Below are 16,221 nucleotides of genomic sequence, written 5' to 3'. Positions count from 1 at the left end.
AGATAACTTACACATTTATATACTTAAACTTCGAATATTTTCACAAATTAAAATCCGCAGGATTATACTTTGATGTATAATTTTTAAACCTACCTTTTTCCGCTTCAAAAAATAACTTATGTAACACCTAAACATATATAAAACCTTAATATTACACTGCTTTAAACATTAATTAATAGACATTCATTCTTCATTTTGTAAACATTACTAATATAATAACTACATAAATAAAACAGATATATCTATTTTCATTATTATGTGTAACTACTATTATTAATTCACAACAAGATATTTAACCACGTTTTTTAAACATAACTAACAAGACATTCATTTTTCACTTTATAAGCATCACTAATATCATAACTACATAGATAAACATTCATTCGAACACTTTTACAAATTAAAATCTGCAGGATTATATCTTGATGTATAATCTTTAAATCTACCCTTTTCCGCTTCAAAAAATAATTTAATATTTCCTATTGGACCATTACGCTGCTTTGAAATTAGTATATCTGCAACATTACTTATTGAATTCATTTTTTCTTGCCATTCCACATGCTTAGCAGTACCCTCAGCTGGTTGCTTCCTAAGTTCATAATATTCCTCTCTATACAAAAACATTACAACATCAGCATCTTGCTCTATGCTACCAGAATCTCTTAAGTCAGACAATTGAGGTTTCTTATCATCACGTTGTTCAACTAACCTAGACAACTGAGATAAAGCAACAACTGGTATATTGAGTTCTTTCGCAATAGCCTTAAGTCCTTGTGTCACCTCTGATACTTCCTGAACTCTATTTTCTCCACTACGTTTAGTCGTACCTTTGACTAATTGTAAATAATCTATAAACACAGCTTCCAAATTATATAGTTGATGCATTCTTCTAATTCTAGTTCTTAAACTACTAATAGATATGCTAGACGAATCATCAATGATTAATGGTAAATTACATACTTTAGTACTGGCATCAATTACCTTTTTAAGCTCTTCCCCACTAATCTTTCCAGACAGTGCTTTATAAGAACTTACATCAGATTCAATAGCTATCACTCTAGAAGCTAATTGCTCAGCTGACATCTCTAATGAAAAAAATCCAATATGCTGACCGTTATATTGACTACTATTACTTAAAATCTTACATGCATTTAATGCCATATTCAATGCCAAAGCTGTTTTCCCCATAGAAGGACGTGCAGCTAAAATCAGCAAATCAGACTTCTGTAACCCATTTAACAGTTGATCTAGGTCACGAAATCCAACAGATATACCCTGTAATACTCCTTCATTATTTTTCGCAAACTCTATTTTTTTCTTAATATTTGCAACTAAAAGCGCAAATTGGTGATAAGTTTTATCAGACTTTCCTTGACTACCAAGCAAAAACAATTTTTGTGCAGCATTTTCTATTTGATAAATTGCAGAATTATCAACATCATAATTATATGCTCCACTAATTAAATCCTGACCAAATGAAATGAGACATCTTCTCAAATAAGCATCAACAACTATATTCGCCACATTTTTAATATCAAAAATTATACTAGCTTTTGCTGCAATTTTTGCTAAATACTCAACTCCACCAGATTCAATCAAATCTTCATCATTGTCAAAAAACATTTTCAAACTAACTTCATTAGCAACCAACCCACGCTTGTTAATTTTGACTATTTGCTCAAAAATACGACGATGTAGAGTATCAAAAAATACATCACTTGTTATTATATCTTCAACTGCATCACAAATTCTATTGTCACGCAACATTGATCCTAATAATATCTGTTCAGCTTCAATATTACAAGGAAGTTCAGATATTAGCTGGCCAAAGTTCTTACTAGTGTTCGATTTCAATTCCAAAATACCCTCTCAAAAGTAATAACATTATATTTAGATAAAAACTTACACTATTTATAACATCTTACACCTACTAACAAACCAAAAAATTCAATTACTATTATTTTAAGAACAGTCATAAATACCAAGTATACTTACACTATTAAACACCAGTTAGTTCATACCAATAAAATTTACATGATTTTGCCTCTATTCCACAAATTGAATAATAATTTCACAATGTATTCTCTTACAAAATACTTTTACTATATTGAAACCTAACATTTTTACAACATAATTCAACTTTATAATATATCATACACAGATTTACTAAAATTACTAACAAACACTTCATAGATATCATAATCATTAGAGTCACAACACACCAATAATACTCGTATTAAAAATGTGAGATTACTCCTTAGATTTCATAATAAAAATTAAATACTATTGTCTATTAAGCTTGTTGCTAAGAAGATGTACTAAAAATTGTTCACACATTATTGCACTAAATAATAACAAATATTATATACAGATTGAAGTTTTGCATAGACAGAAGATAGAACAGCATAATACAACAAAAACTAAATTTGACTGGTAACTGGAATTAGTAAATGTAACAAAACATTCACAGTAACATATTTGTACTACCACAATACCAAACATATAAAGAAAGTATCTACTCCTATATCTCCTATACAAAAATTGACATTACAAATCTACAACTGTCAAAAATCAAATTTCTTACCTCTTTAATTTACTATCAAAAATAGCAACACATTGACAAAATTTTTCTACACTGTAGGATCATACAAAAACAAACATTACATTAATGTTATATATACTATTTCTAATAGACAAAACTAAAATCTATATATCAATCTATCAGGTATAAAAAATGACACTTTCTTGACTTACCATTAAAGATAGTATCACTCAACAAAGTTTTTTACACATCATTACGTAAAACCAAAAGCAACTTCTATATTAATGTGCCTACACTCAATGTGTCTACACTCACCATCTACAATAGACAAAATAAAATACACATAGCAACAGGTATAAAAATGACACTTTCTTGACTATCACTAGATGATGATGCTTAACAAAGTTTTTCTATATACCAATCACTTATACACAAACACTACATTAACTATACTTATTTAACTATCCCTGTATGAATACCACTCAAAAAAATAAGTTTATAATTTCAAAAGTAGTAGAAATAAAATTACGCAAGACATGGACTACCAGTGCACAACTATTATATATATAATGTGAGGATTTATAGATTTCAAAATACAATAACTATTTAGATCTTCCCTTATATCTTCCTTGAGATAAAGATCTCATACTTACAAACATCTGCCAAAACCCTGTTTCTTCTTTATCAAATTTCAACCCAGCAAACCTCTGCAACTTCTCTGACATTACAAACCTGGTCCAATGCCCTATTGGCTGCATAATCTCAACAATTTTAATATTACTTTTATACTCTGTAGTATCTCTAGTAATATCACTAACTAACATCTGATGTTTAATAATCTCTTTTTGCTTCTTCTCTATATACCTTTTATATTTTTCTTCATCTGTTAGCTGTTCTTCGCAATCATTATCAACAAATATCTTTAAAATATTCTCATGTATATAATTCTTATACAAACTAAACAGTGCTATACAAATACCTAAAGCACCCAAAGCTATGACTAAAGAAATAAGAACATCAAAATACATAAAAATATATTAAAAACCCCACATTGTATTATATCACAATTTTACTAAAATAGTAACTCCATCTTTACTATACTAAAACAATATTTTGTATAATATATAATATTATTTTTACTAAAATATAAAATAGTGTTTAACTATACATACATGAAATTAGCTATTTCAAAAGCACAAGAAGATTTATCAGAAGTACCAGTAGGAGCAGTGATAGTACATAATGATAAAGTAATATCTTCTTCCAACAACTCAAATATACAAAATATAGATCCAACAGCCCATGCAGAAATTTTAACTATAAGAGAAGCATGTAAAACACTATCCTCACAAATATTAGATCAATGCGATATATATGTAACTTTAGAACCATGTGCAATGTGTGCACAAGCAATATCATTTGCTAAGATACGAAGATTATACTTTGGAGCTTACAATAAAAAATACGGAGCTATTGAAAATGGAGCTAGAATCTTTCAGTTTTGCCATCACATACCAGAAACATATGGAGGAATACTAGAAAATGAAAACATAAAACTGATAACAGATTTTTTTAAAAAACTAAGGAAATAGCAACCTCTACACAATATTAAATAAAAGTTATAATTTTCATAACCCAGTATTATCATAGATAAAGATACAATGCCAAATTTACATAAAGATACAAAACCTACTACCAATCTAACAAATCCTTCACATCATACTAAAATCCAAATAGAAGTAACATGATAAAAGACACTAACCCACCACACTACATACTAGCATTTAAATAATTAACACACTGAAAGTACATTAACTAGAACTACAATCCATTTTGTTGATAAGCAATATAACACCTTTCTAACTTCACACAGCTTTTTGCACTGTATAATTTAAAATAGATGATACATCATTCATATCAAAATACATATCGCACATAAAACTGTCAAATACATTTAAACATGCACACAAGTCAAATAATAAACATTGCTATGCTTACATTTTACATGATCTTTTCACTTATAGTACTAATAAATAATACTGCAAACATGTTAGTACACTTACTCACACAATACACGCTAAACTCTACATACAAATATGTAACCTAAGGACACAATATTCACTTATTACTACTCAGCAATATTAAATTGTTTTACCTAACATAATTTTTCACATCATACTTAGATGATTTACCTATTTAACACATAATAGCACTAAGAAACTAATACTGTAGATGTAACAACATACTCATGTCATATAATGAATACACTAAAATATGCACTAAACATGCATCCAAAGTCAAACCACCACCCATTGCTGCTAATACAGCAACATCGCGCTTACTCAAGCAATATTTTGAAGAGTATAGCTTTAGTAGTTATACTCATATACATCAGAATACCTATAGGATCAAAACTATGAAATAAAACAATATCTGCGACTTGCTAATACAGTAATATCAAGTTTTTTGTTCTATATGACTTTTTTTACAATACAGTACTAAGGAATCAACATGTAACATCATACTTATTATTCAGCCAATGTATAAACCTAAATACGCACTAAACATGCACCCCAAGTCAAACCACCACCTATCGCTGCTAATACAGCAACATCATGTTTTTTTAATTTTCCAGAATTTCTCGCATAAGATAACGCCAAAGGAATTGATGCCGCAGAAGTATTAGCATGCTGAGCAATGCTCACAATCATTTTCTCATAAGGTATTTTCAATCTACGTGCTACTAACTCAATAATACGTATATTAGCCTGATGCAAAATGAACCAATCAACATTACATATTTCTAAATTATTTTGGCTCAAAATTTCAAGTATAGAAGCACTCAATTTTTCAATTGCATGTTCAAATACAACAGTACCACTCATGCATATAGTACCAGCAATACCATTATATGCCGTACCACCACTGGTGTACAACAAATCATGAAAAGTTCCATCAGAATGTAAATTAGTTGATATAATACCACTATCACCTTCAGTACTATTACTTAAAACTATTGCACCTGCCCCATCACCAAACAATACACAAGTAGACCTATCTTGCCAATCTAAAATTCTAGACATAATCTCAGCTCCTATCACTAAAACTGTTCTTACCTGGCCAGATTTAATAAAATTATCAGCAATAGACACAGCATATATAAAACCAGAACAAACTGCTTGAATATCAAAAGCAAATGCATTTTTACATCCTAATTTCGACTGCACTATAGTAGCACAACTAGGGAAAGTCCTATCTGGAGTAGTAGTTGCAACAACAATTAAATCAATCTCATTTTTATCAATACTAGCATCATCTAAAGCTAACTTAGCTGCACTTGCTGCCATATCAGATGTCATTTCATTATCTTCAGCAATATGCCGTTGTTTTATACCAGTCCTCTTTACTATCCATTCATCACTAGTTTCAACAGTTAGAGCAAGCTCATCATTTGTTACTACTTTCTTAGGCAAATATGAGCCAATCCCTAATATGATAGATCCTTTCATCTATAACCAACATTACCCTAATTCATGTATAATTTTAGCATTGATATCATTACGTGCAGCATTTACAGCTACTTTTACAGCATGAGCAAAAGCTATTTTATCAGCATTTCCATGACTTTTTACTACAATACCATTTAATCCTACTAACATAGCACCATTATAAATTTTAGGATTAAATTTCATGAAATTTTTTTTCATACTAGACTTTAATAATAGTCCTGCAATTTTAGTTATTATAGAACTATAAACAGATTTTTCAAAGACTGACTTAAAAATATATGCAATAGATTCAGCTACCTTCAATACAACATTTCCACAAAACCCATCTGTAACAACAACATCAACTTCACCACCAAACATATTAATAGGTTCAATATACCCACAAAAATTTATCTTGTTTTCAGCCTGTTTTAACAACAAAAATGCTTCACGTATAACATCTGTGCCTTTAACTTCCTCTTCTCCAACATTTAACAATGCTACTTCAGGATTAGCAATATTTAACACAGCTTTTGCAAAAGCATTACCCATAATTGCAAATTGAAATAAAGAATTGGCACCACAATCAACATTAGCACCCAAATCTAATATTACAAAATAACGGTCACACTTAGAAGGAAGTGCACAACAGATAGCAGGACGTTTTATATTAGGTAGAGTACCTAATACAAAACATGAAATAGCCATTAATGCCCCTGTATTACCAGAAGACACAACACCAGATGTTATACCATTCTTTATACTCTCAATTGCACACCACATACTAGAAGACTTACGTTTCCTTAAAGCAAAAGATGGCTTATCATTCGCTAATACTATATCTGGAGTATCAATAAATAAACTATGTTCTTTAACATTCTTATATTTATCTAACACAGGCAACACTTTGCGTTCTTGTCCATATATGTTAAAAGAAACATCTTTATTATCTAATAAATTTGTTAATGCAAAATCTAAACCACTTATTACTACTTCAGGTGCAAAATCACCACCCATAGCATCCACTGCAATTGATATTATGCTCACTCAATACTTCCCAATAACAATACCATTATTATGCACCACTAGCATCCACTTCTAATATCTGTTTCTCATTGTAATATCCACCTAAACATATGTGGTGAGACAACTTATATTCTCCTGTTGTCTTATCAATGCCAATATTAGGAATTTTTAATCTACAATGAGAACGGTGCATATTACGACGTGATTTTGACTTCTTTCTCTTTGGTACAGCCATTAATATAACTCCAAAATTAAAAACACCAGCTTACATTATCATTGAAAACATATAAATTAGCAATATTTTTCAACTAATACCTAGCAAAAATTTAGAAAACAATTTAAATATTACCATTAAATATTGAATTTCTTGATTACCTATGTACAAAAACTTCGATTTCAAAATTACACACCAATACAATAATGCAAGAGTAGGTACAATACTGACTCCACATGGTACAATTAATACACCAGCTTTTATATTCTGCGCTACAAAAGGAGCTATTAAATCTGTTGATATATCAAAAATCAAAGAATCAGGCACACAAATTATATTATCTAATACTTATCACTTAATGTTACAACCTGGTGCAGATACTATTGAAAAATTAGGTGGATTACATAAAATCACTGGCTGGAACAAACCAATGCTGACAGATTCAGGTGGATATCAAATATTTAGTTTAGGACATGGTTCAGTATCACATGAAATTAAAAATGCAGGCAGAAGTTACGGATCAAGAACTCTAGTATCTATTAATGAAGAAGGTGCTGTTTTTAAATCCTATATCAATGGTAATTTATACCATTTAACACCAGAAAAATCTATACAGATTCAACAAAAACTAGGAGCAGATCTCATTGTTGTATTAGATGAATGTACACCATTTCATATTAGTTATAAATACACTAAGGATTCAATGAATATGAGTCACAGATGGGCAGTTAGGTGCATAGAACAATTTAAAAAAAACAATGATAACTCTCAAGCATTATATGGAATAATTCAAGGTGGAGTTTATGAAGATCTCAGAATTAACAGCTGTAATTTTATAAATGACATACCATTTTTTGGACATGCAATCGGTGGATCATTAGGAGCATGTAAACAACAGATGTATGACATTGTTTCATTAACAACAAGCAAATTAGATAGAAACCGCCCTATACATCTACTAGGAATAGGTAATATTGATGACATATTTCAAGGAGTAAAATCAGGAATTGACACTTTTGATTGTGTATACCCGACAAGAATAGCTAGACATGGTGGAGCACTAGTAAAACCAAAGTATAGAAAAGAAGAAGCACCTACCAAAGAATATATCAATCTTAGAAACCAAAGATTCAAAATAGATACAAATCCAATAGAATCAGATTGTTCATGTTTTACATGTTGTAATCATTCAAGAGGGTACATACACCATCTTCTGAAAGCACAAGAATTATTAGCTTATAGTTTAATTACCATACACAACATATATTTTATGAATAATTTAATGCAATCTATCAGAAAAGCCATACTTAATAACACATTAGAAGAAGAACAAAATCAGTGGGTTATACAATAAAAACTATAATACTAATACTACATATAGAATACTTGCAATAAAATTATGTGAACCAAAAAAACTACATAATAATCCAATTACTTATTAAGATTATAGAATTTAATATATAAACTATAAATTTAGACAATCACACATTAAACTAAAAATCAAATACCAAAAGCACACAAAAATATAAATTAATACAATACAGGAACAATAATATTTAGATTATTATGCTACAACAACATTTTAGATTATAGTATACGCATACCACAAGTAACAATTTAGAAACCTGACACACACACATTTATGGTTGTTTATATACCTGCTGAAGTTATATCGCTCTACAGCAATAATGAATATAAAAGCACTTCAACATAGAAGAATGTAACGAATTTATAAGCTTGATTTGTGCAGTTTATTGAGTAGCATCATGACTTATCATTTTTCAAAAAATTATATACAGAAGATAGTTAATCTACCAAAAAATTTACTACAAATACCATATACCACATTTATACTCCTGTTATAAATATTTTGCAAAATTCATTTAAGTATATGTTCCTAGCAACTCATAAAGTAATGAATACAAAAGTATCTCAATATAAAATCAATATAAAGAATCTATAAGCTTACTTTATATAATACATTGAGTAGCATGACGAGTAATTATTTTTCCAAAAATTATAATACACAACATAGTCAATTCACTACAAAATTTACCACAAATGCCATATACCATACATATACTTTTGTTATAAATATTTTTGCAAAATTCACTTCATAGAACATGCCTCTTGTTTTTCCATAACTCAGAAAATAACTAATAAATAATGCTCTATCAACACAACTGATTCACTTTCTAACACTTTTTATGTGACTAAAAATTTCAAAAGCTTATTTAAGGCATTAAAGTAAAACTGTTTACAGTATTATAAACTTATCAAATGCTTTCATAAAATACAAATAAGCTTAAATCAACACTCAATAGAAAAACAACTACAATAATTTACTACATATTTTTAATATTTCACTTTACTGAAATCTACATTCAAATATCTTTTACAGTCAGTACCAGTAAGTCATAATAATTCACAACATAAAAATAGTTACAACTGATCTACTATATACCTCTGTGTTTTACTTGATTGTGGATTTTCAAAAATCTCTTGAGTAGTATTGTATTCAACTACTCTTCCAGAATCAAACACTGCTACCCTATCAGATATTTTTTTCGCCTGTTTCATAGAATGAGTAACTACAATAATAGTAAAATGCTTTTTTAAATTTTGTATTAAATTCTCAATTACATTTGTAGCAACAGGATCAAGAGCAGAACATGGTTCATCCATCAGCAACATTGTTGGCCTTACTGCAATAGCACGTGCTATACATAAACGCTGTTGTTGACCACCTGATAATTCAAAAGCATTATCTTTCAATCTATCACATAACTCTTCCCATAAACCAACACTTGTTAAGCTTCTTTTTACAATTTCATCTAACTTTTTTTTATTTTTAGCTAACCCATGTAGTTTTGGCCCATAAGCAACATTATCATATATAGATTTAGGGAACGGATTAGGCTTTTGAAAAACCATACCAACCTTTGCACGTAGAAGAACCACATTTGTATTAACAGAGTAAATACATATGTCATCAACATTTAAGCTACCTTTGATTTTACAATTAGATATAAAATCATTCATACGATTGAAACATCTTAAGAAAGTAGATTTTCCACACCCTGAAGGACCTATAAAAGCTGTAACTTCTCTTTTATATATATTTAAATTTATATCATGTAAAATTTGGTTAGTATCATACCATAAATTTAAGTTCCTTGCTGAAGCATGAATTTGTTGTGACATATATCCCCATCCTAATTATTCTGCAGCCATCATATCTGACATTGTATATACTCCAGGAGGTTGTTTTACTAACCACAATGCTGCTTTTAATGCTCCTTTTGCATAGAGATTTTTATTTAATGTTCTATGATTAAAGTCTATCATTTCTTCATCACTCACAAATATAATTCTATGTTCACTCAAATCAGCTCCTCCTCTAGATACAGCGTAACCAATAGTGTTAACATCTTGTCTAGCTTCTTGTGGAGTTCCACGTATATACTGTGCCATTTTAAATTGAACGTTTCTTCCCTTAGCTGCAGCTCTTCCTAAAATTAAAGATGTACCAGATGGAGAATCCTTTTTATACCTATGGTGCATCTCACATACTTCAATATCATAATCAAATAGTTTTCTCGCAGCTTCTTCTACTAACTTCACTAGTACATTAACACCAAAACTCACATTCGAAGTCCATAAAAATGGTATATTTTTTATATAATCCTCAAAAACCATCTCAGTAGCAGCTGGACTAGTAGTACCACTCAACAAAGGCGTTCTCTTCTCTTCAGCCATTTTAATACATTCTAACAATGTTTCAGCGTTAGTAAATTCTACAACTATATCTGAAACTTCAAAAAGATGTTCTAAAGAATCAGTAACCTTAGCAGAACAATTACATCCTACAATTTCCCCTAAAACTTGCCCAACGTGTGGATTACCTGAACGAACAAGACCTGCACTCACCTGAGCATTAGGACTTGCTGATATCTCAGTAACCAAGCGTTTCCCTTGCTTACCTAAACAACCAACTATTCCTATATTTACTTTCGTCATAGCATACCTCCTACTATCATATATTTACCTTTATAGTATACCAATGGTCCGTCATCATTATTTAGCTTTGAACAATCTATAACTTCACCAACTATAATCTTATGATCTCCACCATCATATACATGTTTTTTAGTGCAATATATATATGACATTACACCATCAATAACTGGAACACCATCTATAATACTACTACTAAAATCTCCCCAATTCTGTACATCACGTTCTGCAAAACTTTTAGACACATCTTTTTGCTTCTCGCTCAATACATTAACAATAAACCTTGAACACGAATGAAATATTTTAAACCTAGAAGCAGACTTTTCAATTGAAAACAATACCATAGGTGGCACTAAAGAAACAGAATTAAATGAATTAACTGTAATACCGTGCATACTACCACTTTCACTTACAGTAGTAACAATTGTTATACCAGTAACAAATTCACTTAAACAAGACTTTATATAAGTCTTAGCAATACCACACATCACGTTATTCAAATTTACTTACCACACATTACAGCACTACTTTAAACTGCTAAATTACCTTACCAAGGACAGTGCCTACAAATAAAACGAAGCCTACACATATATTCATTTTAAACATATACATACATTTTTCTGGGTTGTCAAAATCTAATTTCCTATACTGATAGTAAAAAATAGCCCCAATTACTAGAATTGCCAAATAAAAAATAGGATGTAACATAGAAATTATACCAGCAGACATCCACATCGTAACAGCAATTATATATAATCTCCCAACCCATAATCTAATATCATTACCAAACCTTATTGCAGTAGATTGCATACCCAATTTAATATCATCCTCTTTATCTTGTGCAGCATACACAGTATCATAACCTACCGTCCAAAAAATACATCCTACATAAAGCAGTACAGCACTTAATGTTAAATGTCCAACAGTCATAGTACAACCAAGTAATACTCCAGCATTAAAAACTAACCCAAGTAACAATTGCGGCCAAGTAAAAAACCTTTTAGACAATGGATACAAAACGATCAATATCACTGATATAATACTAAGTTTAACGGTATACATGTTAGTGAAAGTAAGCAATACGCATGCACATGCCAAGAGAACTCCTAATACTTTTAATGCTTGTACAACATTCAAACTACCACATGCCAATGGTCTATTCTTTGTCCGCTTCACTTTTGAATCTATTTCTCTATCAAAAATATCATTTATTATGCATCCAGCAGGTCTCATAATAAATGCACCTATAATACATATAATCATGTAACCACAAGCACTCCATACACTACTAGATACTAAAGCTACACTAGCTAAAGCAGGAAACATTGCTAAAAAAATTATTTCTACACTATGTAACCTCAATAATGAACTATATTTCTCGAAATTAGACATAAGATTTTTCAATTTATATAACATATATCCCCCAAACATCAATCAGATACATAATTTTAGAAAACGGAGCATTATATTCACACTATTACACATAATAAATAAAATAAGTTTACAACATAACAATATACAATGACCACTTGCTTCACTTTTCAGATATCAAATAGAATATTCATCTCTTGTAATTTTAGAATTACATTAGACAACAATTAAATACACAAATTTCTATACAATAAAAAACACTCAACTCTAACAAATGAAACAACATCATATAGCATAATATAGAGGTAATAATATTAACTCATGACTCCTCAAATTATATATAGGTTTCAAAAATGAGGTTTGTAATATTATGTATATACTTAACAAAGGTTCAGCTTTAAATAATATTAATAAGTTAAAGCATATAATTATACTAAAAATATTATCAGCTTAAATTATTTTACATATTAATTAAAGCATTGTCTAAATTACCTTACTACTCTACCAAGCAGAGTACCTACAAATAAAATCAACCCTACATACGCATTAATGTTAAACATATACATACATTTTTCTGAGTCATCAAAATCTGATTTTTTATACTGATAATAAAAAACAATAGCAATCATCAAAATTGCTATATAAAAAATAGGATGCAACATAGCAACTATACCAGAAGATGTCCACATTATAATGGCAATAGTATACACCCTGCCAACCCATAGCCTAATATCATTACCAAATCTTAATGCAGTAGAATTCAAACCCAACTTGATATCACATTCCCTATCTTGTGCAGCGTATATAGTATCATAACCCACTGTCCAAAAAATACACCCTATGTAAAGCAATATACAACTTAATGTTAGACGTCCAGTAATCATACTACACACAAGCAATGCTCCAGAATTAAAGACTAGCCCAAGTAAGAATTGTGGCCATGCAAAAAATCTTTTAGACAATGGATATAAAACAATCAATACCATCGTTATAATACTCAGTTTAACAGTATACATATTAGTAAACAAAAGCAACATACATGAACACAATAAAAGAACTACTAGTACTTTTAATGCTTGAACAACAGTTAAGCTCTTATCCGCTAATGGTCTATTTTTTGTTCTTTTTACTTTTGCATCTATTTCTCTATCACAAATACAATTTATTATACAACCAGCAGGTTTCACAATATTTGTTCCTACAATACATAAAAACATGTACCAACATGCACTCAATGCATCATGAGATACTAAAACTACGCTAGCTAAACCAGGAAATAACGCTAGAAAAAATGTTTCTACCATATGTAGCCCTAACAACTCAATGTACTTCTCAAAATTAGGTACAATATTCTTCAATTTACACAACATAATATCCCCACAACATCAACCAGATACACAAAATTTTCAGAAAACACGAGTATTATATACCACAACTATTACTCTACAAATAAAATTAAGTTTATAACATCCAACATTTAAAACCACTTACTTCATACCTTTATATATCAACTATAATACCAATAATCCATAATATTTCAGAATTAGACTAGCCAATAAGAATATATAATTTCTACACAATAAAAATGCTCTATATCTTTCTTGACAAATGAAACAACACCATGTAGCCTAGAAGTAAATTTAATACTATAATGGAAATTCTAAAATGAAAGGAACTTTTCAGCCTAGTAGGATTGTACGAAAACGTAGGCACGGCTTCAGATCAAGGATGGCAACAAAAATGGGAAGAAGGATTTTAAATCGCAGGCGTGCTCAAGGTCGTCGTGTTTTATGCGCTTAAAAGGTGTAACTACGTTAAAGAAGAGAAAATGTTTTTTGTTTGCAAGAAATAATGGTACTTTTATAGGAGGTTTTGGTTTATTTTTACAAGTAGTTAAAGAACCATATGGAGCTCCAGCAGATGGTACTATTAGAGTTGGTTTTACAGTAAGTAAGAAAGTTGGTAAAGCTGTTGTACGTAATAAGGTTAAAAGGCGTTTTCGTATCCTAGCAAGGGATGTTCTCGCTAAGCATGCTAGTAAAGAGTATTATTATATATTAATTGGCAATAGGTACACACCAAAAGTTAGTTTTAAAGAAATGTCATTGAGGTTAGTACGTTATCTAAGCACTGCACGTTTATACTCTTAACAAAACTTTGCTATAAATTAAGTACTTGCCAATTTTTGTTAGTTTTCCAGTTTAACTTGTATGAGGTTATATGGACCTTTTAAATTTAGTGTTATCTTTCCCAGCAGTATTTTTACTGTTATTTACTGGAATCTATTTATCAATAAAATCCAGATTTTTACAAATTACAAAACTTCCAAGTGCAATTTCACTTATCACAATGAAGAAATACCGTGATAAGTCTTTTTCTATCGCTGCACTATGTACAATAATAGGAGGAAATTTAGGAGTTGGAAATATTTCAGGTACAGCAGTTGCATTAAAGTCAGGAGGCCCAGGATTTGCTATATGGCTGATAATTATAGTAACACTATGCGCAATTATAAAATATACAACTTGTTATTTAAGCATAGCAACACGTGTCAAAGTCAACAAGCAGTATATTGGAGGACCGGCTGTATATTTTAAAAATGCATTCAATACAAACAAAGCTGTAATAGTTTTTACTATACTCATGCTAATATCTTCAATTGCAATAGGTAATTTTGTACAAGTTAATTCTCTATCAATACCAATGGAGTTAATTAATAAACCTCCAGTAATAGCAGGGTTATTCATGTGTCTTATGTTTTTTGCTGTTACAACATTAAGACTAGATATTATTTCAGCATTAATTTCAAGGCTTGTTCCAGCAATGGCTATAGCGTATATCATACTATCATCTTTTGTACTGTATAAATTCAGTGAAAATATTATACCTTCTATAAAATTAATGTTTTCTAATTTCCTAACCTTTGAAAGTTTCAAATCAGGAATGATAGGAGCATTCATATTAGAAACATTTCATATAATTCAAGTTGGAACTTTTAGAGGTATATTCGCAACAGATATAGGATTAGGACTAGAGGGCATGGTTCATTCTTCTATAAACAGCAATAGCAAAAACTTCAATATAAACCAAAGTCTCATTTCTTTAATCTCACCATTTATAGTAGTTATTGTAACATTAGTTACAACTCTTGTAATACTAGTTACCAATACATGGCTTGGACCTCTTGAAAGTACAAACATGTGCATTGCTGCATTTAAATCTGCCTTTGATGCTAAATACATAAACTATATTATTATAGCTATTATGTTTTGTTTTTCATTTACAACTATCTTCACTTGGTTTATTTGTGCTAAAAACACTCTATATTGCATCACAGGTGGAAAAGACAGTTTATGTATTAAAATTTGGAAAATTTTATACACTATAATCATACCAATAGGTGCATTAGGAAAAGTGCAATTTCTGTGGGACATAGCTGATATTTCAATATCACTCATACTAATCAGCAACACAATTGCCATATTAATATTGCTACCAAAATATAAGAACATATTTAAATGTAGTACCAATTAAAATACAATCTAAAAAGGGGCTTTACAGGC

At 29.9% G+C, this 16,221-nt stretch carries 16 protein-coding genes; 5 read left to right on the top strand and 11 right to left on the bottom strand.

What is annotated here, in order from left to right:
* Positions 1-393: 393 nt before the first annotated feature.
* Together DRF75_RS00225 and DRF75_RS00220 are read right to left on the bottom strand one after the other, a co-directional pair.
* Positions 394-1,854 (bottom strand): replicative DNA helicase, encoded by a 1,461-nt coding sequence (locus DRF75_RS00225; protein ID WP_045171339.1) that lies wholly within the window; start codon positions 1,852-1,854, stop codon positions 394-396.
* A gap of 1,290 nt (positions 1,855-3,144) precedes the next feature.
* Positions 3,145-3,570, bottom strand: a complete 426-nt coding sequence (locus DRF75_RS00220; protein ID WP_045171298.1) for a hypothetical protein — start codon at positions 3,568-3,570, stop codon at positions 3,145-3,147.
* A gap of 144 nt (positions 3,571-3,714) precedes the next feature.
* Between DRF75_RS00220 and DRF75_RS00215 the strand changes: the two genes are divergently transcribed.
* Positions 3,715-4,134: a nucleoside deaminase gene (locus DRF75_RS00215; protein ID WP_045171299.1), complete on the top strand. Its 420-nt coding sequence runs from the start codon at positions 3,715-3,717 to the stop codon at positions 4,132-4,134.
* A gap of 628 nt (positions 4,135-4,762) precedes the next feature.
* On the opposite strand, the gene DRF75_RS05170 is transcribed toward DRF75_RS00215, so the two are convergent.
* The 4 genes from DRF75_RS05170 to rpmF all read right to left on the bottom strand — a co-directional run bounded on the left by DRF75_RS05170 (position 4,763) and on the right by rpmF (position 7,291).
* Positions 4,763-4,888: a hypothetical protein gene (locus DRF75_RS05170; protein ID WP_276318941.1), complete on the bottom strand. Its 126-nt coding sequence runs from the start codon at positions 4,886-4,888 to the stop codon at positions 4,763-4,765.
* Between the two features lie 203 nt (positions 4,889-5,091).
* The gene (locus DRF75_RS00210; RefSeq protein WP_045171300.1) at positions 5,092-6,051 is read right to left on the bottom strand and encodes a beta-ketoacyl-ACP synthase III; all 960 of its coding nucleotides are present in this window, start codon (positions 6,049-6,051) and stop codon (positions 5,092-5,094) included.
* Between the two features lie 12 nt (positions 6,052-6,063).
* Positions 6,064-7,077, bottom strand: coding sequence for a phosphate acyltransferase PlsX (gene plsX / locus DRF75_RS00205; protein ID WP_082020013.1), 1,014 nt, complete (start codon positions 7,075-7,077; stop codon positions 6,064-6,066).
* Positions 7,078-7,105: 28 nt separating this feature from the next.
* On the bottom strand, positions 7,106-7,291 hold the full coding sequence (gene rpmF / locus DRF75_RS00200) for a 50S ribosomal protein L32 (RefSeq protein ID WP_045171301.1): 186 nt from the start codon (positions 7,289-7,291) through the stop codon (positions 7,106-7,108).
* A gap of 142 nt (positions 7,292-7,433) precedes the next feature.
* Here rpmF and tgt point away from each other — a divergent pair, with 142 nt between their 5' ends.
* A complete protein-coding gene (tgt, locus tag DRF75_RS00195; RefSeq protein WP_045171302.1) occupies positions 7,434-8,624 on the top strand; it encodes a tRNA guanosine(34) transglycosylase Tgt in 1,191 nt (396 codons plus the stop codon).
* Positions 8,625-9,712: 1,088 nt separating this feature from the next.
* Here tgt and pstB read toward each other — a convergent pair.
* From pstB to DRF75_RS00170, 5 genes are all read right to left on the bottom strand, one after another.
* On the bottom strand, positions 9,713-10,474 hold the full coding sequence (gene pstB / locus DRF75_RS00190; RefSeq protein ID WP_045171303.1) for a phosphate ABC transporter ATP-binding protein PstB: 762 nt from the start codon (positions 10,472-10,474) through the stop codon (positions 9,713-9,715).
* 15 nt (positions 10,475-10,489) lie between these two features.
* The gene (dapB, locus tag DRF75_RS00185) at positions 10,490-11,290 is read right to left on the bottom strand and encodes a 4-hydroxy-tetrahydrodipicolinate reductase (protein ID WP_045171304.1); all 801 of its coding nucleotides are present in this window, start codon (positions 11,288-11,290) and stop codon (positions 10,490-10,492) included.
* Positions 11,287-11,775: a flavin reductase family protein gene (locus DRF75_RS00180; protein WP_045171305.1), complete on the bottom strand. Its 489-nt coding sequence runs from the start codon at positions 11,773-11,775 to the stop codon at positions 11,287-11,289. Before DRF75_RS00180 ends, dapB begins: the two co-directional genes overlap by 4 nt.
* A 49-nt stretch (positions 11,776-11,824) precedes the next feature.
* Complete coding sequence (ubiA, locus tag DRF75_RS00175; protein ID WP_235424731.1) at positions 11,825-12,679, bottom strand: 4-hydroxybenzoate octaprenyltransferase; 855 nt, start codon at positions 12,677-12,679, stop codon at positions 11,825-11,827.
* Between the two features lie 467 nt (positions 12,680-13,146).
* Complete coding sequence (locus DRF75_RS00170) at positions 13,147-14,028, bottom strand: 4-hydroxybenzoate octaprenyltransferase (protein ID WP_129992465.1); 882 nt, start codon at positions 14,026-14,028, stop codon at positions 13,147-13,149.
* A gap of 295 nt (positions 14,029-14,323) precedes the next feature.
* On the opposite strand from DRF75_RS00170, the gene rpmH reads away from it, so the two are divergent.
* From rpmH to DRF75_RS00155, 3 genes are all read left to right on the top strand, one after another.
* Entirely contained in the window at positions 14,324-14,458 is a 135-nt protein-coding gene (gene rpmH / locus DRF75_RS00165; RefSeq protein ID WP_082020014.1) for a 50S ribosomal protein L34, read from the top strand.
* Positions 14,449-14,808 carry a ribonuclease P protein component gene (gene rnpA, locus DRF75_RS00160; RefSeq protein ID WP_045171308.1) on the top strand — a complete coding sequence of 120 codons (360 nt, stop codon included), beginning with the start codon at positions 14,449-14,451 and terminating at the stop codon, positions 14,806-14,808. The genes rpmH and rnpA overlap by 10 nt, the downstream gene beginning before the upstream one ends.
* A gap of 70 nt (positions 14,809-14,878) precedes the next feature.
* Positions 14,879-16,192 carry an alanine/glycine:cation symporter family protein gene (locus DRF75_RS00155; protein ID WP_129992464.1) on the top strand — a complete coding sequence of 438 codons (1,314 nt, stop codon included), beginning with the start codon at positions 14,879-14,881 and terminating at the stop codon, positions 16,190-16,192.
* Positions 16,193-16,221 lie beyond the last annotated feature (29 nt).

The organism is Ehrlichia minasensis (assembly GCF_004181775.1).
GTDB classification, from domain to species: Bacteria; Pseudomonadota; Alphaproteobacteria; order Rickettsiales; family Anaplasmataceae; genus Ehrlichia; species Ehrlichia minasensis.
Note: the sequence above shows the minus strand (reverse complement) of the source record. Positions and strands in the feature narration are given on the sequence as shown.